General features: G+C 38.6%; 15 protein-coding genes. 10 read left to right on the top strand and 5 right to left on the bottom strand.

Going from position 1 to position 21,828, the window contains the following annotated elements; translation table 11 throughout:
• Positions 1 to 601: 601 nt before the first annotated feature.
• A complete protein-coding gene (locus KQP79_RS21390; RefSeq protein WP_004320053.1) occupies positions 602 to 2,047 on the bottom strand; it encodes an arylsulfatase in 1,446 nt (481 codons plus the stop codon).
• 237 nt (positions 2,048 to 2,284) lie between these two features.
• On the opposite strand from KQP79_RS21390, the gene KQP79_RS21385 reads away from it, so the two are divergent.
• The 8 genes from KQP79_RS21385 (at position 2,285) to KQP79_RS21350 (ending at position 15,709) form a co-directional block, all read left to right on the top strand.
• On the top strand, positions 2,285 to 3,835 hold the full coding sequence (locus KQP79_RS21385; RefSeq protein WP_004320055.1) for a sulfatase family protein: 1,551 nt from the start codon (positions 2,285 to 2,287) through the stop codon (positions 3,833 to 3,835).
• Between the two features lie 79 nt (positions 3,836 to 3,914).
• On the top strand, positions 3,915 to 5,741 hold the full coding sequence (locus KQP79_RS21380) for a right-handed parallel beta-helix repeat-containing protein (RefSeq protein WP_004320057.1): 1,827 nt from the start codon (positions 3,915 to 3,917) through the stop codon (positions 5,739 to 5,741).
• Positions 5,742 to 5,743: 2 nt separating this feature from the next.
• On the top strand, positions 5,744 to 7,072 hold the full coding sequence (locus tag KQP79_RS21375) for a sulfatase (RefSeq protein WP_004320059.1): 1,329 nt from the start codon (positions 5,744 to 5,746) through the stop codon (positions 7,070 to 7,072).
• A 149-nt stretch (positions 7,073 to 7,221) separates the two neighbouring features.
• Positions 7,222 to 10,278 (top strand): glycoside hydrolase family 2 TIM barrel-domain containing protein, encoded by a 3,057-nt coding sequence (locus KQP79_RS21370; protein WP_004320061.1) that lies wholly within the window; start codon positions 7,222 to 7,224, stop codon positions 10,276 to 10,278.
• Positions 10,279 to 10,284: 6 nt separating this feature from the next.
• The gene (locus KQP79_RS21365) at positions 10,285 to 11,040 is read left to right on the top strand and encodes a sulfatase-like hydrolase/transferase (protein ID WP_317218943.1); all 756 of its coding nucleotides are present in this window, start codon (positions 10,285 to 10,287) and stop codon (positions 11,038 to 11,040) included.
• On the top strand, positions 11,030 to 11,734 hold the full coding sequence (locus KQP79_RS21360) for a sulfatase-like hydrolase/transferase (protein ID WP_234120964.1): 705 nt from the start codon (positions 11,030 to 11,032) through the stop codon (positions 11,732 to 11,734). Before KQP79_RS21365 ends, KQP79_RS21360 begins: the two co-directional genes overlap by 11 nt.
• Before the next feature lie 6 nt (positions 11,735 to 11,740).
• A complete protein-coding gene (locus KQP79_RS21355; protein ID WP_004320064.1) occupies positions 11,741 to 13,213 on the top strand; it encodes a sulfatase in 1,473 nt (490 codons plus the stop codon).
• 21 nt (positions 13,214 to 13,234) lie between these two features.
• Positions 13,235 to 15,709 carry a glycoside hydrolase family 2 protein gene (locus KQP79_RS21350; protein ID WP_234120963.1) on the top strand — a complete coding sequence of 825 codons (2,475 nt, stop codon included), beginning with the start codon at positions 13,235 to 13,237 and terminating at the stop codon, positions 15,707 to 15,709.
• Between the two features lie 310 nt (positions 15,710 to 16,019).
• On the opposite strand, the gene KQP79_RS21345 is transcribed toward KQP79_RS21350, so the two are convergent.
• From KQP79_RS21345 to KQP79_RS21335, 3 genes are read right to left on the bottom strand one after another with little or no spacing between them, the layout of a single operon-like run.
• Positions 16,020 to 16,805 (bottom strand): hypothetical protein, encoded by a 786-nt coding sequence (locus tag KQP79_RS21345; protein WP_004320067.1) that lies wholly within the window; start codon positions 16,803 to 16,805, stop codon positions 16,020 to 16,022.
• Positions 16,789 to 18,597 (bottom strand): glycoside hydrolase family 2 protein, encoded by a 1,809-nt coding sequence (locus tag KQP79_RS21340; protein WP_004320069.1) that lies wholly within the window; start codon positions 18,595 to 18,597, stop codon positions 16,789 to 16,791. Before KQP79_RS21340 ends, KQP79_RS21345 begins: the two co-directional genes overlap by 17 nt.
• 13 nt (positions 18,598 to 18,610) lie before the next feature.
• Positions 18,611 to 19,381, bottom strand: coding sequence for a hypothetical protein (locus KQP79_RS21335; RefSeq protein ID WP_004320071.1), 771 nt, complete (start codon positions 19,379 to 19,381; stop codon positions 18,611 to 18,613).
• Positions 19,382 to 19,514: 133 nt separating this feature from the next.
• Between KQP79_RS21335 and KQP79_RS21330 the strand changes: the two genes are divergently transcribed.
• Together KQP79_RS21330 and KQP79_RS21325 are read left to right on the top strand one after the other, a co-directional pair.
• Entirely contained in the window at positions 19,515 to 19,727 is a 213-nt protein-coding gene (locus KQP79_RS21330) for a hypothetical protein (protein WP_234120961.1), read from the top strand.
• A gap of 9 nt (positions 19,728 to 19,736) precedes the next feature.
• Entirely contained in the window at positions 19,737 to 21,068 is a 1,332-nt protein-coding gene (locus KQP79_RS21325; RefSeq protein WP_004320073.1) for an IS1634 family transposase, read from the top strand.
• Here KQP79_RS21325 and KQP79_RS21320 read toward each other — a convergent pair.
• Entirely contained in the window at positions 21,063 to 21,725 is a 663-nt protein-coding gene (locus KQP79_RS21320) for a family 43 glycosylhydrolase (RefSeq protein WP_080599524.1), read from the bottom strand. The genes KQP79_RS21325 and KQP79_RS21320 overlap by 6 nt on opposite strands.
• Positions 21,726 to 21,828: the final 103 nt, after the last annotated feature.

Below are 21,828 nucleotides of genomic sequence, written 5' to 3'. Positions count from 1 at the left end.
GAGATAACATTTCTAAATGGAATAAAAAGCCCAATGAAGAAATAACCTTAACGATTCCCGAAGCAATCTTCAAACAGTTTGTTTACTGAAGGTAATGAAGAATACAATAACGGTCATCCCAATGCTTACAATCATATTATTGTAGCCACATGTGTGAGAAAGGAAGGATACGGGTACAGTGATAAGTTTGCATGTTCTTTATCGCCGTTACTCAGTCTTATTTGAATAGACAAATAGTGCTCCTGTATTGGAGTCCATCACGTACTTCGCTAATGAATCTGAGAGTATGAGAAGAAAGCCAGTATAAATTTGTTTGAAGAATGCTTCAAAAGCATAACTAATAAATAGTTATGATCTAATAAATATTCTGGATGTCCTTTAAGGAGGGGCATATTTTGTGTTTTTAGAGTTTTTTTATAATAAAAACATTTAGTATTTTATAGTACCGCTTGAACCGTATAACAAAAATTTACTTACTTATTAAAGCGAACTCATTTACTAACATTTTTATATTAAATTTTACAAACTACTTGCCATATGGCAAGTAGTAATGTTATCCAAATCCTTTTACCTTAAAAGCCACTAAAACCTTAATATAACATTATTTCTTTCTCTCCGAAGCATAAAGCGGATAATTATGATTCACAGTATGTTCCCTTTTCATAATCTCCATCGCCTTGGCTGCGATTTCCGGATTGAGAGCAGCCACATCATTCACCTCAGCCACATCGCTACTGATATTGTAAAGCTTCAGAGGTGCATCCTTGTCCTTAAGCAGCCCTGTACGTATAGCCTTCCAATCGCCCATTCTTATAGCCACGTTCCCCTGATGCTCCCAATAGAGGAATTCGTGAGCTTTCTGCTCTCCACTCCCAGTAATGACAGGCAATAAAGATATACCGTCAGTTTTGTCTACATCCACTCCAAGCAGATCCGCAAATGTAGGCATGAAGTCATAAAAGGCACCAATATGCTGCTCTACGGAGCCGGCTTTAATCCTGTCACCCCATTTTATAATCATAGGCACTCTGATGCCACCATCCGTCATACTCCTTTTATATCCGCTGAAATCACCATTGCTATTCCAAAAATCCGGGTCGGCTCCGCCCTCAAGGTGAGGTCCGTTGTCGCTGCTGAATATCACTATCGTATTATCGTCTATTCCGAGTTCTTTGAGCAAACCTGTCACATCGCCAACATACTTGTCCACCCTTGACACCATAGCAGCAAAAGTGGCATGAGGTTCCGGCTGCGAGCAGTAAGCTTTCACATCGAAGTCCGGATCTCCATATTCCGCACCTTCTTTGTCTGCCACAAAAGGAGTTTCCGGATACTTTCCTCTATACTTTTCAATAATACTATCCTCAGGAACCAGAAGTTCTGCATGTGGCTGTATCACGGGAATAAATGCAAAAAAAGGCTTATCTTTATTAGTTCTGATAAAATCCAGGGCTTTTTCATGTATCAGATCAGGAGCATAAACTGTCTTGTTTTTGGTATCATTCCCCTCTAAAATGACTTTTTCCTGATTATGCCAAAGATGAGAAGGATAATATCTGTGAGCCTGTCTTTGACAGTTATATCCAAAGAACTCGTCGAATCCCTGATTATTAGGATCTCCTTCAGATCCAGGGAAGCCAAGACCCCATTTTCCGAAAGCCCCGGTGGCATATCCATTATCCTTAAACATGCGCGCAATGGTATATGTCCCCTCCGCCATCGGCAACTGGCCTTCACCTTTCAGTTCTCTGTTACCTCTAACTTGAGCATGGCCTGTATGAAATCCTGTCATCAGCGAACACCTTGACGGTGCAGACACCGTACATCCGGCATAAAACTGAGTAAACTTCATACCCTCGGAGGCAAGAGCATCTATATTAGGAGTAGTGAATTTCTCCTGTCCATAACAACTCACATCGCCATATCCCAAATCATCAGCCAGGATAAATACCACATTAGGGCGACTCTCTAATTTGTTCTTTTCGGACACTGAACAAGACGCCAGCATACAAAGAGCAAATAATGATGTAAAACTTTCTGTTTTCATAATTTTTAAAGGTTATTGTTTTTCTTCGAACACAAAAATACCAATACCATCATATTAATATGTATTTATAGGTATATTTATCGTATCTGCAGGTACAGGAATGTATCTTTAAGCAATTGAGAAACATAATAATACCTACAGATACATCTATTATACAACAAGATACCCACAGTATGGATTTACAATTTATATTTGCAGATATAAAAAAAGGGAACAAATTCTTTAAAATATTTTATCATGAAAAATTATTTATTATTCAGTTCTGTTTTGGCTCCTTTAGCCATAAGTTCGACTGCATGTTCTTCAACAGAGAAAACAGAGAAAACAAGCAAACCGAATGTAATAGTAATCCTTGCGGACGATTTAGGATACGGCGACGTCAGCGCATATGGAAGTAAAACCATCTCTACACCAAATATTGACAAATTAGCGAATGGAGGTGTTTGTTTTACTGATGGGCATGCCACTTCTGCTACATCAACACCTAGTCGCTATGCGATGTTTACAGGTTCATACCCATGGAAAAACAAGAATGCCAAGATTCTTCCGGGCGACGCTCCTCTTCTGATTGACACAGCACAGTTTACAATGCCGAAAATGTTCAGAAATGCAGGATATACTACGGCGGCAATTGGCAAATGGCATCTTGGAATGGGTTCGGGAAATCCGGACTGGAACAAGAGAGTAACTCCCGGGGCAAATGAAATAGGTTTCGATTATTCATGTCTTATAGCAGCGACAAACGACCGTGTACCTACAGTCTATGTTGAAAATGGTACAGTAGTCGGACTTGACCCTGAAGACCCTATTCAGGTGAGTTATGAAAAGAATTTTGAAGGAGAACCTACAGCCATAGACCATCCGGAAATGCTGAAAATGCACTGGGCGCACGGACATAACAATTCAATAGTAAACGGTATTCCCCGTATAGGCTATATGAAAGGTGGAGAGAAAGCTAAATGGGTGGATGAAGATATGGCTGATTATTTCGTAGGTAAAGTAATGAATTTCATTGACGAAAACAAAGAAAAACCATTCTTCCTTTATTATGGACTTCACCAGCCACATGTACCACGCGCCCCTCACCAGCGTTTTGCCGGCAAAACGACAATGGGACCTCGCGGAGATGCTATTATAGAGGCAGACTGGTGTGTTGGCCAACTGATAGAGAAGCTTGAGAAAGAAGGCCTGTTGGAAAATACTTTGATAGTATTCTCGAGCGACAACGGCCCGGTACTTAACGACGGTTACAAAGACCAGTCACCGGAACTTGTTGGCGACCACAAACCGGCAGGCGGATTAAGAGGAGGTAAATACAGTCTGTTCGAAGCAGGAACAAGGGTTCCATTCTTTGTCTACTGGAAAGGTCATATCAAGCCGGTCAAATCGGATGCCCTTATTTCGCATATGGATATGCTTGCATCATTTGCCGAGCTGATAGATGAAGAAATTCCTGTAGGACTTGACAGCCAGAACTTCTTACCGGTGTTCATGGGAGAATCTACTGATGGTAGAGAATCATTTATAACTGAAGCAATGGGCCGCCTTGCATACAGAAAAGGCGACTATGCACTTATACCTCCATACAAAGGTGAAAAGGTAAACAAAACAGGAAATGAACTCGGAACTGTCGAAGATTTTGCTTTATATAACCTGAAAAATGATTTTGCCCAGAATGAAGATTTGGCTGCTAAAGAAGGCAAAATGCTTGAAGAAATGAAGGCCGAATTCCTAAATTCTGTAGGAAAATACTACAATCCGAATAAAAAAGGAGAAACTCTAAAATAAATCTATTACTGCCGGATAGTGGAGATAATCTTTACACTCCACTGTCCGGATATTTATTCTTAAAATAATTCAAAAATTTATGACTATACCCAAAATCTGGAAAAGAATTACATTTCTGTCTGTATTAACACTGATAACAAATTCATATACAGCTGCAAAAGAAATCATCAACATTCCGCTACAGAATGGCGAGGTAACTATGAATATAAGAATGGCTATAGAAAGTGCGAAGACAGATGATATAAAAATAGTACTTGAAAAAGGAACATATTTCTGCAAGCCGGACTATGCAACAGAAAAATACTGTGCAATAACAAATCACGGCAATGGTTCAAAGAAAATCATATTCCCTATCAAAGGCTTCAAGAAAGTGGAAATAGAAGGCAACGGAGCTACCATCTTATGTCATGGTCAGTTATTCCCTTTCCTGATAGAGGAATGTAATGAAGTGAATATATCAGGCATTACCATAAACTGGGACATACCTTTTACATTCCTTGCTGAAGTCATAGACATCAATCGCAAAGAAGGATGGAGGGAAGTAAGACCATTAAGGGATGGTTTCTCATGGAAAATAGAGAAGAATAAAATAATGTTCCCTAACATTGACGGATTTAACTATTCCATATTAGGCAGCACATTGCCTTTCGACAAGGAAAAGAAGAAAGTAGTAACCGGTGCACAAGATATGCACAGTGACCCGTCAAAGGTGGTGGAGCTTCCTAACGGAAACCTGCGTATATACGAAAAACAAAAATACTATCCACCAATCGGCTCACTGCTAAGCTCTAAGGGCGACAGAGAAAAGGACAGATATGCTCCTGCATTCGATTTTAAGGAGTGTCAGAACATCACTCTCAACAACGTAACGGTACATCATGCCCTAGGTATGGCATATCTTTTCGAACGTTCTGAAAACATAAAAATAAGAGGTTGTAAAGTTGTTCTTCCCCCTAATTCAGACAGAGTAATCTCATCTACTGCAGACGCCACACATTTTGCCAACTGTAAGGGAGATATTCTGATTGAAGGATGCACATTTGAGAATATGCTTGATGACGGAACTAACGTACATGGCACATATGTGGAAGTAAACAAGATTATCGACTCCAAAACGATACGAGTAGCTCTGAAACACTTCGAACAGTTGGGATTCAAATTTGCTGCCCCCGGCGACGAGGTTTGGTTCATAAAGTATCCGTCACCGGCCAGAGCTGAAACAAATACAGTCACAAAAATCAACATCATTAACGAAACATACATGGATCTGACTTTCGCCAATGCTATTCCGTCTGATTTGAAAACAGGAGATGTAGTGGAAAACAAAACATGGAATCCGACATTTACAGTGAGAGGATGTACTATAAGAAACCATAGGGCAAGAAATCTCATTCTGAAAACCCCTTTGAAAACTGTTATTGAAAACAATAATCTGTCATCAATGATGTCGGCAATACTCTTCAGAGGCGAAACATTCTTCTGGTTTGAATCCGGTGCTGTAAACGACGTGACAATCAGAAATAACAAGTTCAAGAACTATGCCGACTGCGGAAAACCTCATGCCGCAATATACATCACTCCACGACTTGGCAAGAACTTCGACCAGACTGAGTGCTACGACAAGAACATCAATATCATAAACAATGAGATTGACGGATTTAATCCGAGAGTGGTATGGGCGGACAGAGCAGAAAACCTTATTATCAAAGGCAACAGAATAAACCTTAACAATGAGGAAAAAGCCCCGTTCCCTGACGCACCGGTTTTCCAGTTGGAGAATTGCAAAAATGTCACAATCGAGGATAATATACACACAGGACTGAAACCGGCTAAAGTACTGGAAGCCGACAAGAAATCAAGAGAAACTTTGAAAATTAAAGGAAATAAAAATCTGAAATTCGAATAATTATGAAGAATCTAATAACTGTCTCTGCCCTATTGCTAGGAAGTCAGGTAACGGCATTCTCACAGGAGCAGCCCAACATAGTAATGCTGTTTGTAGATGATCTTGGATGGGCTGATTTGGGATATAACAACCCTGTATTCGATACTCCAAACATCAACAAACTAAAGTCTGACGGACTGTATTTTTCAAGAGCCTATGTAGCCAGTGCTACTTCAAGCCCGAGCAGAGCATCGCTTCTGACAGGCAAAGAATCGTTAAGATGCGGATTCGTAAGACATATATACGGCAAAGATACAAGCCTTGAATTTGAAACATTCGACAAAGACCCCGGCAAAATGAAGTCGAGAGCGTATCTCCCCTTGGAAGAAATCACTTATGCTGAACGACTTAAAGAATTCGGTTACTATAACATGTTTGTAGGTAAATGGCATCTTGGCACAGAACCATATTTCCCTACAAAACAAGGATTCGACGCTATGTACGGTACATGCGAACACGGACATCCGAACAACTACTACCAACCGTTCTTCAAGACTAACAATCCTTTCCCAAAAGCCAGAAAGAATACTTATCTGACAAATCTCATTGGAGACGGAGCGGTAGATTTCATTAATAAATACGACAAAAAGACACCTTTCCTGCTCAACGTGTGGTATTATGGAGTACATGGCCCTCAAATAGGAAGAAAAGACTTAGTGGCAAAATATGAAAAGAAAGGGCTTACCGGAAAATACGCACAGTATGCAGCGATGATTGAGGCGCTTGACGAGACTGTAGGAGAAATCAGAAGTTCGCTAGAGAAAAAAGGAATTGCTGACAATACAGTTATAATCTTCTCTTCCGACCAGGGAGGGGCTTTCAAGAACGGACATTTAAGAGGTGGCAAGATAGGAGGAGATGCACTGGCTGAAGGCGGTTCACGCGTACCATTTATCATATACGACCCTACTCATAAGAAAATGATGGGCAAGACTATAACTCAGCCGGTAGAAACAATCGATGTCTACCCTACTCTTGTAGAACTTGCTTCAGGCAAACCATGTAAGGACAAACAGGTAGTAGGAAAGAGCCTCGTCCCAGTTCTAAAGGGTAAGAAACTAAAAGACAGAGACTTGTTTATGTTCCGAAGCTACGAAGACCAGAATGCTGCTATAATAAACGGCGAATGGAAACTGATTAAATACAGAAGCGGAAAGGTGCAGCTCTATAATATCAGCAATGATGAAAGCGAAACCACAAATCTTATCAACGTATATCCGGAAAGGACAAAAGATATGCTTGAAAGACTGAACAAGTGGATAGAAGAAGCTACTCCAAAAGAACTTTTATAACATAAAAAGATACTGGAACCTTTTACTACTTCTATAGCATTAAATATAGGAAACATCTGTTACTATCATAGGTAAAAACTAAGCAGACAGATGTTCCCTATGCTATAAATATTGTAAAACTCAATAAACAATCTAATCCTATACCCTATATGAGAAATATATTTATCTTAACACTTTTACTGTTATTAAACATAGCGAATATCTCAGCAAATATAAAAAACTTGAACAATAACTGGAAATTCTTTTACGGTGACATACCAGAAGCAAAATATGTAGATTTTGATGACTCAGAATGGAAAGACATCCGCATACCTCACGACTGGGCTTTTGAGAACGGATATTCAGCAAATGCCTCACAGAAAGACAAGGGTGGCTACCTTGGAGGCGGTATAGGATGGTATCGCAAAGAGATATATCTGACTGAAAAAGACCTGTCAGATGATTTTATTTTCATAGACTTCGAGGCTTCATACATGAACAATCAGGTATGGATAAACGGTAACTTTGCAGGAGAAAGACCATACGGATACATTCCGTTCTCATTCGATATAAAGAAATACCTTGTGGAAGGCAGAAATATCATCTCAGTAAGAGTAGACAATAGTATGGAACCCAGCGCCCGCTGGTATCATGGCTGCGGAATATATGGAAATGTATCATTAAGAAGCCACAAAAATGCTTTCTTTGAAAAAGATGGAATTTTTATCACTACCCCCTCGAAAGACAAAGTCTGTGTAAACGCAAAAGTTATTTCAGCCGAAAAATCTGCCAACTATTTAGCCAAACTGGAAATTTTTGACAAAGCAGGTAAATGCAAAGCACAATCGGAAACATTAGAGTTTTCCACTAACAACAACAATGCAGAAATCAACTTCAACCTAAAAATCAAAAAGACCGAGTTGTGGTCTCCTGAAAATCCTAACCTATATACATCAAGAATAACACTTACCGACAGAAATAACAATATAATCGAAACGAAAAGTATCGATTTCGGATTCAGATATATAGAATGGAGTCCCAATAAAGGATTTATACTGAACGGAAAACAGTATAAACTTAGAGGCGTATGCGAACATATGGAAGGAGGTCCTACTGGAGCCATTACAACAGAACAACTCATCAGATGGAAAGTTAAACTTCTTAAAGATATGGGATGTAATGCCATCAGAACGGCTCACAACCCTCATCTGCCTATTTTCTATAAAGTTTGCGATGAGCTTGGAATGTTCGTCATGGACGAAATATTCGACGGATGGCACAAAAAAGCAGACTTTGACTATGGATTCCAGGCTTTCGACAATTGGTATGAGAGAGACTTAAGAGATTTCATTAGAAGGGACAGGAATCATCCCTCAGTGTTCCTATATAGTATAGGGAATGAAACCAAAGGCGATGTTGCCAAAAAGATGGTAAAAATATGCCATGAGGAAGATCATACGAGATTAGTCACTTCAGGAGACTCAAACTCTGAAGATATGGATGTATATGGCGTGAACGGATGGAGCGAAAAGAAAACTTTTCTTGAAACATATAAGCCGGGAAATAGAGCATTCATAGGAACAGAAAACCCTCATACATGGCAAGTTAGAGGATATTATAGAACACAGACGTGGTATAGAGACAAGTACCCCAATAAGAAACAAGATCCGATGTTCATACCCAACCTTACGGATAAAGAGATTTTCTCATATGACTGGACATCACCAGACAGAAGAAAGAGTGCAAAACAGATATTCAACTCTTCGTATGATAATGCCACCGTGCGAGTTACAGCCAGACATATCATAGAATCGTTAAGAGACAAAGACTGGTTCTCCGGAAGTTTTAGATGGACTGGTTTTGATTACCTTGGCGAAGCAGGATATGTACATGGAGGATGGCCGTTCAGAGCTTTCCAATCTGGTGCACTTGATTTGGCAGGTTTTCCAAAAGACTTGTACTTTCTCTACCAAAGTGAATGGACAACAAAGGATATGGTTCATATTCTGCCACATTGGACACATCCTAAAATGAAAGAAGGAACAGAAATACCTGTATGGGTGTATACAACAGGCGATGAAGTTGAACTTTTACTCAATGGGAATTCTCTTGGGAAAATAAAAAAAGGGGAAAAATGGAATGAAATGCAATGTGAATTCAGAGTCCCATGGACACCAGGAAAGATTGAAGCAATAGCATACAGAAAGGGAAAAGAAATAGCCAGGACATCGCAAGCCACAGCGGGCACACCTGCTAAAATTGATATTGACATCGAAAACAAGAATCTGAAAGCAGACTGTCAAGATATCAGCATTATATCCATAAGTCAAAAAGACAACAACGGAATATTATACCCGTATGGAGAAAACAGAATACATGCCAATATAAAAGGTGATGCAAGAATCCTATCATTTGAAAGCGGTAACCCTGTTGATACAGAAACAAACTTCATTGCAAAATCAAAAAGATGTTTCTTTGGACTTAACAGGATTTTCATCCAGTCTACAGGTTATAATGAAAATTCGCCCGTTACATTATATCTTGGATGTATATCAGGCGATAAGAAATTATGGGCTTCAGACAAAGTTTCAATTTTATATGAAAGCATCTCATTAAGAGGAAAGAGTCCCCAAGATAATGTTGAGATATATTATACTACAGATGGTAGGAAACCTGACAAGAATTGTAAAAAATACAATGCCCCATTTTCGCTAAAAGAGGCGGCTACAGTTAAAGCTGTTATATATATAAATGGTAAAGATGAAATTTACATGCAGGAAAGTTTTGGTCCAAACGAAGGCTTATATTGGGGAAAGCCAGGAGAACCGGCATGCGAGTTCAATGGAGAACAGGCTGAAACAGCCAGTCTCACTAACTGTGTCAAAACTAAAAAAGATGGCGAAGGGTATTTCGGCGACGGATTTGTTATACCGAAAGCAGGTAAAGGTTCTATCACATGGTATCAGGAAAATGATGGTGGAAAATTCAATGCCAAAATTTCTATAAGATACTCACAGAAAAGTAGCAGCACATATTCATATATGGAGCTGTATAATAACGACAAGCTGTTGGAAAGAATTAAATTTACCGATACAGGAAGTGTTGGTTTCCACTGGCGTGAAATGTCAGTTCCTATAACCATATATTCCGGAGCAAACAATATAACCTTAAAAAGTGTAAGCAATGATGCTACACCAAGTATTGATCAAATAACAATTTTACAATAACAAGCGATGAATAAATTTACATTAATGGTGTTAACAGGCTGCGCACCAATTACAGGAATATCAGCTGCCGAAAAACCAAACCTGGTCATAATCCATACAGACGAGCACAGTTTCAGAACCTTAAGCTGTTATCAGAACCTTATGCCTGAACAAGAAGCTTTTGTTTGGGGAAAAGGATGCAATTCAACAACCCCCAACATAGACAGAATAGCCAGCGAAGGAGCTATATGTATGAGATATTACTGCAGCTCGCCGGTATCAACACCATCAAGAGCCTCGATGATTACAGGCCTCTACCCACAAGCAACAGGAGCGCCCAAGAACGGAATGTTTCTGAGTGATAAAATCCCCACATTTGCATCCATATTAAGCGAAAACGGCTATGCCACATCGTATGTAGGCAAATGGCATCTTGCCGGAGATGAGAATAAATACACGTTCGGCATAAAATATAATGGAGGATTCCAGGATAATACATACATGATGACAGGAGGACACGCTCCTTACTTTCATATAAAAAACGGTAAAGTAGTGGCAGGTATCGGTGATAAAGCAGCAGCTAAACTTCCTGCGAATGAAATAATCCATCTTACAGACTTCTTTACAGACAAAGCTCTTGAAATACTTGAAAGGGACAAAAACAAACCTTTCTGTCTGATGTTGTCAATTCCGGATCCTCACACTCCGGACTATGCTCGCCCCCCCATATCACGATATGTACAAAAACATGAAGCCGGAAATGCCTTTTACAATGAAACCTGAATATGCATCACAGCGGCCAAACTGGGGAATGGGTGGAGAGAAAGACAAAAATGAAGCTAAGTCTTTCGACGCAAATGCACTGAAACAATATTTCGGAATGGTAAAACATATTGACGACAGCGTAGGAAGAATACTGAAGTTCCTCGAAGATAATAACCTGCTCGACAATACAATCGTAGTTTTCACTTCCGACCATGGGGATATGTTCTACGAGCATAAGAGAAGAAACAAGGGTGTCCCTTACGAGGCTTCATCACGCATACCGTTTGTAATAAGATACCCTGGTAAAATCAAAGCCGGAAAAGTAATAAACAAAGCTTATGTTAATACAGACTTTGCGCCAACCATACTTTCTCTGATGAGTATAAAGACGGATGCGAAATTCCATGGAGAAGATACATCAGCCGATTTTACAAGTAAAGATAAAATAGTGGATGGAAACAGAATTGTTCATTTCGCACAATGCGATGGATGGTGGGCTGCAGCGACCGACGGAAGATATAAACTGATTATTGATAAGAAAGAATCTCCTTGGCTCATCGATATGAAAGAAGACCCGTTTGAACTTAAGAACTGCTATAATGATGCAGACAAGAGAACCATTGCACAAAAGATGCAAATAGAGCTGATGAAGCAACTTCAAGAGTTTAAAGGCACGGGACTTAACAAAAAACAAGGATACATACTAAAATAATTTACCATGAACAATAATATAAAGAGCTTAGGCTATGCACTGACGTTCATACCCGCACTTTACGGATGCAGTAACAGCACCGGAAAAATCAAAGAAACCACCTCTTTAAAACGCCCTAATATCATACTGTTTGTGACAGACGACCATGGTATGGATGCACTGGGATGCTACGGAAACAACATTATCAAAACCCCTAATATGGACTCGCTTGCTGCTAATGGAGTAAGATTTACTCAAGCATATTGCACAAGTGCAAGCTCAGCAGCAAGCCGTTCGGTCCTTCTTACCGGAAAATATGGGCACGCTATCGGAGCATACGGCCATACACACGATTACCATCATTTCAGTACTTTTAAGGATGTGCGTTCTCTTCCTGTAATCCTTTCAGAGAATGGATATTTTACAGGCAGAATAGGCAAATATCATGTAGCTCCTGAATCCGTATATCATTTCGACAAAGTATATAAAGCCAATCCACGAAATACTGTAGAAATGGCAGAAAACTGTAAAGAGATTTTCAATTCTGAAAAACCATTTTTCCTCTATTTCTGTACTGACGACCCACATCGTAGCGGATTTACAGAAAAAGTTGACGACTGGCGTTCCCCCAATCCGTTCGGTAACAGAAAAGACGGATACAAAGGATGTACCAATATAGTATATTCGCCGGACAGTGTCATTGTTCCTTCATTCCTACCTGACAACAAAGAAACAAGAGAGGAAATCGCACAATATTATCAGTCAGTTTCCAGAGTAGACCAGGGTATGGGTAAACTTCTTTCATATCTGAAAGAATCAGGAAAAGCCGATAATACTATAATTATCTATATTTCAGATAATGGAATGGCTTTCCCCGGAGCTAAAACTACTGTGTATGAGCCGGGGCTAAAGTTACCTTGTATAATTAGCTCACCATTCATCAAGTCAAAAGGAATTACAAACGATGCAATGATTTCATGGGTCGACATGACCCCTACCATACTTGACATGGCAGGTATAAACACCAAGGATGAAGAATTTATGGGACGCTCCTTCCTACCGGTTATAGAGGGTGAATCTCATGAAGGATGGGACAGGATTTTCGCTTCACATACATTCCATGAGATCACAATGTATTATCCAATGAGGGTAATGAGAAAAGGTGACTATAAAATAATATGGAACATAGCCCATCCTTTGGAATATCCGTTTGCATCCGATTTATGGATTTCGTCAACATGGCAAAGCATTTACAGAAACAATCTGACACATTTCGGTAAGCGCACTACTGACTCCTATCTTCACAGACCGGAATTCGAGCTTTATAATCTTAAAGAAGACCCTGATGAAATAAACAATCTGGCTTTGAAAAAAGACTATACAGACATACTCGAACAAATGAAAAAAGAGCTAAAAGAGTGGCAGTTGAAGACTAAAGATCCTTGGTACATAATGTGGAATCACGATGCTTCACTTCAGGGAGTCGGAGAAAAATTATAATAATAAATTTACAAAATGAATATGAAACTACTACTTTCCTTAACATTAATTCTCATGGGGGCACTGTTAAAAGCAGCCCCCTCTACAGAAACTAAAATAAGAGTTACAGAAGATTTCAACATGGGATGGAAATTCTTATTAGGAGACAGCCCTGAGAGAAGAGAAGTCAACTATGATGACTCACAATGGAGAACTCTTAATCTGCCACACGACTGGAGTATTGAGGGAGACTATACACCGGATTTCCCTGCCGGGAAAAACAACGGTTTCTTCCCCGAGGGATTAGGATGGTACAGAAAAACCTTTACTATTGCCAAAGAAGATTTAAACAAACAGTTTGTAATACAGTTCGACGGTGTATTTATGAATTCCGAAGTGTGGATTAATGGCAGTTACCTTGGAAAAAGGCCATACGGATACTCAACATTCAGATATGACCTTACTGATAAACTCAAGTTTGGAGGAGAAAACGTAATAGCTGTAAGGGTTGATAACAGTAATCCCGGAGCAGACAGATGGTATCACGGGTCAGGAATATACAGAAACGTTCATCTGATAAAAACAAACTATGTTCATTTCCGCCATAATGGAGGTATCTATATTACCACTCCTATAGCAGAAAAACATACAGCCACAATAAAAGCGAATTATGAAATCATGGGCACATTCTTCGATGAGAATGAAATAAAACTATTTAAAAAAAACAGATGGCTGCGTGAAGAGAACAAATGGAAGAATGCTCCAAGAAAACATGACTGTATTATCCGTACTATAATTTACGACCATGATGGAAATGAAGTGGCAAGAACAGAAAACAATCATGTCATCGAAAACTACGAAACGAACTATAAAGCGACACAAACCGTTACTTTCAATAATCCAAATCTGTGGAGCGACAAAACACCATATCTCTATACTGTAAAAAGTGAGATAGAATACAATGGCAAAATTCTGGACGATGCAGTTACGGAGATAGGTATACGAAAAATCGATTTCGTACCCGGAGCAGGACTTTTTGTCAACGGCGTTGAAACAAAATTGAAAGGCGTTTGCCTCCATCATGAAGCCGGTAGTCTCGGTGCCGCAGTACCGAGAAAAGTCTGGATATACCGTCTGAGTAAATTAAAAGAAATGGGATGTAATGCTTTAAGAACATCGCATAACCCTTTTGAACCGGCCTTCTATGAAGTATGCGACAGTATGGGATTTTATGTAATGGACGAAGCCTTCGACGAATGGACCAGCGGATGGCAAGTAAATTGGACAGAAAATCCTACCGGAAAAGCAATGAATGGATATAACCATCTCTACAATGAATGGTGGCGTACCGATTTGGCAGATATGATAAAAAGAGACAGAAATCATCCATCAGTAATAATCTGGGGAGTAGGAAATGAGATTCCAGATTACAGGCACTATAAACACGCAGGAGAAACGATAGCACCAATGCTGGCTCTATGCAAGGAGTTAGATCCTACAAGACCATCATGTGTAGGCGACAACAATTGTAAACTTACAGACAAGAATGGAGTAACAGAACAATTGCCGATTATGGGATTCAATTACATAGAACGCGATTTTGGCAGCAAGGACATGTACAGACCCATGCACGAAAAATACCCTGAGAAACTGTGCTTTGGAAGTGAAGTCAACAAGGAACTATGCTATCATATTGCAATGAGAGACAATCCTTATGTAATAGGAGGATTCATCTGGACAGGTATAGATTACTTAGGAGAGACTAAAGAACTTGGAAGAAGAGGATGGAACTCATCGCTACTGGATCTTACATTAAACAAGAAATATGAAGGGGCTATGTACGAAGCATGTTGGACTGAGGAACCAAGGATATTCATCACTTCTTGCGATGTCTCAGCATCAGAACCTTTGGAGTACACTACATACGGACAGGCTGGCGAACGTGTCGTATTAAGCAAAGAGAGGGTGTTCAGCTGGAATAAAAGAGAAGGCGAGAAAACATTTGTCACAGTATACAACAACTGTGATGAAATAGAACTGAAGCTAAACGGCAAGTCTTTAGGAAGAAAGGAAACAGGAAAGGACACATATTATGCAGAGTTTGAAGTATCATACAAACCCGGAAAACTTGAAGCTATAGGCTACCGCAACGGAAAGAAAGTCGGTACATGCAAGCTTGAAACAACAGGAACCGTTTCTAAGATTCAGGCCAATCCGATTTGGAAAGAAATGTCAAGAAACGGAAAAGATATTAATATAATTGAGGTAAGACTGACAGACGATAAAGGCAGAACAGTGCCTGAAGCAGAAAATGAAATCATCGTTACCGTAACGGGTGGAGCAAAACTTATCGGTATAGACTCACCTAACTTGTATTATACAGGAAATTTCAAGACCGACCGCCGTAAGGCACAAAACGGAACTTTGCTTGTCACTGTACAGTCAAACGGCAAAAACGAAAAAACAGTCATTAATCTATCATCAAAGGGATTAGAAGATACTACATTCAGTTTCTAAAGCTGAGCATTAAAAGTGTCGTGATTTAATGAATCATGACACTTTTTTTAATGGCTATCTGTCAGGGCTACGTAAATAAAACTGTGTCAACCCTCTAGCTTATCATTTATTTAGTTCAATATTACCTCAAACACATCTGATTTTCAGATGTTTATCCGAAAGTAATATTTGAGATAATCAGGTTTGTTTAAGATTGACACAGTTTGAATTACGGTCTCATCTGTCAGTTCTGAAAGATGACACTGGCATCCCATTTCCCCCTTTCTGAAATACTAGACACATAGATTTTATCACTCCATGAAGTTTTAATCTAAAAAGGAGGTTCACCTTTAATAGTTTCAATCAATGATTTCACTTTTATTATTTCTTCCTTTGTCCCTACAACAATCAATGATATACCTCCTTCTCTTCCAGACAATCCACCAAGGCCGTATAAAAAGACCTTTACATTTGCATACTGTTGGATAGCCTCTATCTCTGTAAAAATCATTCCGGTTTTATATAAATAAAGTTTAGGTATAGAACCTAATCTTTCATTATTAGCATTTAAAACATTTTCAGAATCTTCCAAGTTCAGAGAAGTTTCTTTCTCAAGACCAATAGGAATCACCAAGTTGGCTTTATTCTCACCCACATATGGTAGAAACTTATGAGTTGTACCGCCATCATATGCACCTATACACACCGCAGCTTGTTTTCTAGAGTAATTTAAAAGATTACCACCCTTTAAAACCAGATCTCCAGGTTTCAATAACCTTAGAGCTTCAGAATAACTTATATCAATAAGTTTTCCATTCTCAAATACTATTTCTTTAATATGGTTCTTCTTAATATTTAGTGCTTTTTTTCCAGAAGGAACAAAATGTCCAAGAAGGAAACTGCCATGCTCTATAGTTTTCTTCATCAGTTCCTCTGCAATATATGAATTAGTAGAACCTTTAGTTATTATAATCATACCTTTTTGTAATTTATCTTTTACTAAAGGCATATTGATTATTCCTTTTGCTATAAGACGTTTACTCTCACTGACTGTAAGGTTAACATCCAGAAACACATCATTATCAGAAACTAAAAAAGATTTATTCTTTACACTCATAATATTTTTTATCATAATAACACTTCATCACATACCAGGCATTCTTCTTTCTATATTCTGGTGATATTAATCCTTTCCTGTTCCACCCTTTTTGAAATAAAGCATGCGAACGACGAGGGACTCTAAAATCGAATAAAATCCATGGTGAAAGTCCTACTATATCTTCTGAATTATCGAAAGATATTAAATCCTTCTTATAAACATTCTCCATATAAGTTTCGCTCCATGAGTTTAGATTAGTAGTATCTCCTAAATTATTACCTTGTACACATTCAGCCCCAAATTCACTTATTATAAGAGGTTTTCCATATGCTTCCCATTTCAGATTTTCCGGCTCGCAAGGGAATTTCTGGTACCAACCTAGATATTTATTATATCCCACAACATCTAAAAGTTCAATTAAAGGATCTTCAAGTTTCATTACAGTCCATTCATCTTCTTTCACAGCTTGTGACTGGTGGAGAGCAGAAGATACTAGTCTCGTATTATCCAAGCTCTTTACCCTAGTAACCAATTCAGCCAGGAATTTGTTTCTTGGCTTGCTAAATTTTGAAGTCTCATTACTGATACTCCATATAATCACACCACATCTGTTTTTATCCCTTTGAATCATCTCATCGGCCATAGTCTCCGCAAGTTTGCAGACCTCCTCAGAAGCAAAATTAATTTTCTGCCACAATGGTATCTCTTCCCACATTAAGATCCCCTTTTCTTCTGCAAGCCTTACAGTATATTCGCTTTGAGGATAATGAGCCAGGCGAATAAAATTACAATTCATTTCTAACGCACTATTTACAAGAAACTCTGCATCAGCTTTAGAATAAGCTCTCCGTTTCTCGTTGGCTATCTCTTCGTGAAAGTTTACTCCTCGTAAATATATAGGTTTCCCATTTAATAAGAGCTTATTGCCATCAACCTTTATGCTTCTGAATCCTATCCTATCTGTTATTTTGTCATTACCGGAAGTAATCGCAACATCATACAACTTAGGTTTCTCAGGTGACCACAGTTCTAATGAAATCTTTTTTGATGAACGAGCAATACCATTTTCGTCTGTCTTTAAAGTGATTTTCTTATTTATTTCGTTCAGTTCAACAACTATCTCCTTTCGGGACACATTTTCACCATTCAATTTGACCTTGATATCCAACTTCCCTGTATCATTATTGTCTACACGTATGAAATAGTCTTGGATATAATTTTCAGGAACATACACTAAATCAACATCCCTTGTTATTCCACCATAATTCCACCAATCAAAACTAAGAGCCGGAATAGTATTTTCACCTCTTATATTATCTACCCGTAATATAATATAATTATCTTTCTCCTTTAATTTTCCAGTTACTTCAAACTGAAAAGGAGTAAACCCTCCCTTATGTTCACCTATCTTTTCACCGTTAAGAAAGACAATACAGTTATTACTTACAGCTCCAAAATGTAAAAACATTCTTTTATCTGGAAGGATTTTAGAGTCAAACCTACGCTGATACCAAATATGCCCTTCATATAAATATAATTCAGGTAACTGATGATTCCAGTCGCCCGGAACTCTCAATGTAAGATTTCCCTCGTAGCACAGCTCATTAAGTCCACCATTATTTGAATCTCTAAGGATATACCATTTTTTTTTCAACCCCTCGTCATATGCATCGATAAGAATATTCCATACACCATTCAAGCTCTGTTTCTCCCTACCTGACACATTCTGCATGGAAATATCTGCATATAAAATACCTGGAGCGCTAATTATAATCAAAATTAGAAACAATTTAATTTTTTTGTAATTCATAACGTATATTTTTTTAATTTATTGTAACACTTTCTATCTGCCATTCAGCATCTGTTATATCAGGTACCGGCATTATAGCAATCTGATGGACAAATTTACCTATAGTTTTAAATTCATTCAAATTGATTGTCACCTCCTGATATAAATCATCACGTAACAACAATTCTTTTTCAATCCACTCCTGTGTATTCCAGTCTACATATTTGGGAGCTAGTTTAAAAAAGCCCTTATCAAAGTTATAGCTGCAAACAGCAACTTTTATTGTCTTGGATTTACTGACGTTTTTAAGTCTTATTTTTAACTTCGAATCATCTGTTACCCGGAAATGTAAGAATTTGGTAGAAGATATGATTGCGTTCTTTGCTGTAGTATGTCCATAAATATTACATGGACAATCACGTTTTACTTCAGTTCCGGTTTCTCCCGACCATCCTTGTGTAGAGTACTTGAAATTATAAGCTTTCACATGTGACGAGTCATTTTCTTCTTGGGACAAAATTATAGTTCCATCTTGATTAAAAGATAGCACTCTGATTTGAGTTCCTCTATAAAAAATATTAGTTTCACTCTTTTCCTGGATAGCATACCATTTACCCTTAAATTCAAAGACGCTGGCATGTCCTCCTGTGGGGAATTTACCAATATATCGATAAGGTCCCTTAAGTTTTCTCGACATAGCATAATTATTCCCCCATGAAAGATAGTACCATCCATTCCTAAAAAACACGCACGATTTATCGGCTGTAGGAACCTTATTACCGGAGTCGTCTTCAATAACAACCATTTCAGGATTCGTTTTCCTGACTTTATCACTTTTTTAAAATTTTCTCATGAACCTGCCCTATAGGTATCTGTAGCAGTGTTTTTAAGTCTAATTTGGGTGACGCACTGAAATTTTGTATCTTCGTGCTATGTTTGTGCGTAGGAAAAAGAATCGATCCGGCTCGACCAGTGTTGTCATCGCCGATAAGAGTTCCGGTAGATTTACGGAACTCCATGTCATAGGTGTGGGTACAACCGAGAATGAAATTCGTCAACTTGTAGATGAAGGAAAGAATTGGATAGCCCATTACGGTGGACAGCAAACCATAAGCTTCCCTGATGATGAGTGTGAAAAACTAAGACGGTAAGAGAATTCAATGACTGAGTACATTGTATCCAATATAATAAGTACTTCTCTGAATTCACCTCAGAGAATCATCAATAAAGTTTACGATAAAATCGGATTCAATATCATACAGGATGAGGAACTACGTCATCTTGTAGTATCCAGAATATGCTCTCCCATGAGCAAGAAGGCCACAGTGGATTATCTGAGACGGCATTTCAAGGAAGATGTCAGTTTGCAGAAGATTTATCGTTATCTCGATAAACTATATAATACCCAGCAGGAACTCGTGCAGGAGATAAGTGTTAAGCATACCAAAGGATTGTTTGGTGGGAATTTAGGGATACTTTTTTACGATGTCACAACCCTTTATTTTGAGACAACGAATAAGGACGAGTTACGGGAATCCGGTTTTTCCAAAGATGGTAAAAATGCAAATTCACAAGTTGTTTTAGGACTTCTTGTCAGTCGTGGAGGATATCCTTTGTCTTATTCTCTGTTTAACGGTTCACAATATGAGGGATATACAATGCTTCCCATCGTAGATGATTTTGTTCAAAGATTCAATCTCGGCAATGATTTTGTAGTAATTGCAGACTCCGGACTTATGAGCGCAAAGAATGTAAAGCTACTCCGTGATGGTGGATATAAGTATATAATAGGTGCCAGGATAAAGAAGGAGTCCGGCCGGATAATGGAGAAAATAATTGCAACAGAGCGTCGGAGTGGGGTCTTCAATGATATCAAATATCCGGATGGAGACAGGCTTATTGTTGGATATTCTGATGAAAGGGCCAAGAAGAACGCATTCGATAGAGAACAAGGTGTGGAAAGGCTAAGAAAACGTTTTTCTAAGGGAACACTGACGAAGGCGGACATCAACAAACGAGGATATAACAAGTTCCTTTCTATCAGTTCTGGAATTACAGTCAGTATAGATGAGGAAAAGATAAAGGAAGATGCAATGTGGGATGGATTAAAAGGGTATAAGACAAATACGGATCTAAGTCCAGAGAAAGTCTATGAAGCCTATCAGAATCTATGGAATGTGGAACGGTCGTTTCGTATTACCAAAGGTACGCTGGATGTAAGACCGATGTTCCATTTCACGCCAAGAAGAATTGAGGCTCATGTTTGTATATGTTTCGTTGCTTTGAAAGTATACAAGGAACTTGAAAGGCTATTAAAATTGTCTGGGTGTCCGTACTCTGTAGATGAAACACTCAAGATAGCCGAGACTATAGTTACTATTGAGATTGCACGTCCGGAGAATAAAGACACTATAACAAAAACTCTCTGCCTCACAGAGGAGGAGAGAGCTATAGCGTACCTCATTGATACTGATGACTGGTTAGAGTTATGATTTGGGTGACGCAATGATAAAGTCAGGGGAGTCGTCTTCAATAACAACCATTTCAGGATTCGTTTTTAATGAAACCATATCATATCCCAATTCTGCAATATAATATGTGCCGGCACCCCACATGATATAATATCTATTACCCTCCTTGATGATTTCAGGATCATAAGATTTAGTTTTGGCCAAACCTTGAGGTAATAAAGGTTTTCTTAAAGCGTCGCTCCACAGTCCATTCATTGACGAAGCAACCATAACACCAGTATCTATGTTTTTGTTAGAAAAATACCAGTAAAACTTACCATCCTTTTCTGCTAAATCTCCGGCCCAACAATTTGGTTTATCCCCTATATAAGTCGAAGCCGGAGAGATATCTAATATATGAATCCATTCTGTCAAGTCTGCAGTTGCCCACAACTCCCATCTATCCATCACCCAAGTGTCAACTGTGTGCCATGATTTATCGTGACCAAACATACAATATAAAGTATCATTAACAATAATTACATGCGGATCCACAATACCTCTATCAGGGATTACAGATTTTACAATTATTTCACTACCATTATTGCATCTTACGCCATTGAAAGCCATCAAAAATATAATTATAAACAAAGGTTTATATATATTGTTATTACTAAGAATAAAGCATTTCATATTCATATAAGCAAACTAGTATAAGTAACTAATTAAAATTAAGCAGCATTATGTTTAAGTTTAATACCCAAGGTATCCCCGACAGCCGCCAATGCCCTATTGACGGTGT

Source organism: Bacteroides sp. DH3716P, from assembly GCF_025914115.1.
GTDB lineage: Bacteria > Bacteroidota > Bacteroidia > Bacteroidales > Bacteroidaceae > Bacteroides > Bacteroides ovatus.
The sequence above is the reverse complement of the archived record's forward strand: the minus strand, read 5'-3'. Positions and strand labels throughout refer to the sequence as shown.

Coding starts and splice junctions, on each gene's coding strand:
- KQP79_RS21320 (WP_080599524.1), bottom strand. CDS start 21,725: ATGAATATGAAATGCTTTATTCTTAGTAATAACAATATATATAAACCT.
- KQP79_RS21350 (WP_234120963.1), top strand. CDS start 13,235: ATGAAACTACTACTTTCCTTAACATTAATTCTCATGGGGGCACTGTTA.
- KQP79_RS21340 (WP_004320069.1), bottom strand. CDS start 18,597: ATGAATTACAAAAAAATTAAATTGTTTCTAATTTTGATTATAATTAGC.
- KQP79_RS21375 (WP_004320059.1), top strand. CDS start 5,744: ATGAAGAATCTAATAACTGTCTCTGCCCTATTGCTAGGAAGTCAGGTA.
- KQP79_RS21390 (WP_004320053.1), bottom strand. CDS start 2,047: ATGAAAACAGAAAGTTTTACATCATTATTTGCTCTTTGTATGCTGGCG.
- KQP79_RS21360 (WP_234120964.1), top strand. CDS start 11,030: ATGAAACCTGAATATGCATCACAGCGGCCAAACTGGGGAATGGGTGGA.
- KQP79_RS21380 (WP_004320057.1), top strand. CDS start 3,915: ATGACTATACCCAAAATCTGGAAAAGAATTACATTTCTGTCTGTATTA.
- KQP79_RS21365 (WP_317218943.1), top strand. CDS start 10,285: ATGAATAAATTTACATTAATGGTGTTAACAGGCTGCGCACCAATTACA.
- KQP79_RS21385 (WP_004320055.1), top strand. CDS start 2,285: ATGAAAAATTATTTATTATTCAGTTCTGTTTTGGCTCCTTTAGCCATA.
- KQP79_RS21325 (WP_004320073.1), top strand. CDS start 19,737: ATGACTGAGTACATTGTATCCAATATAATAAGTACTTCTCTGAATTCA.
- KQP79_RS21355 (WP_004320064.1), top strand. CDS start 11,741: ATGAACAATAATATAAAGAGCTTAGGCTATGCACTGACGTTCATACCC.
- KQP79_RS21335 (WP_004320071.1), bottom strand. CDS start 19,381: ATGGTTGTTATTGAAGACGACTCCGGTAATAAGGTTCCTACAGCCGAT.
- KQP79_RS21370 (WP_004320061.1), top strand. CDS start 7,222: ATGAGAAATATATTTATCTTAACACTTTTACTGTTATTAAACATAGCG.
- KQP79_RS21345 (WP_004320067.1), bottom strand. CDS start 16,805: ATGAGTGTAAAGAATAAATCTTTTTTAGTTTCTGATAATGATGTGTTT.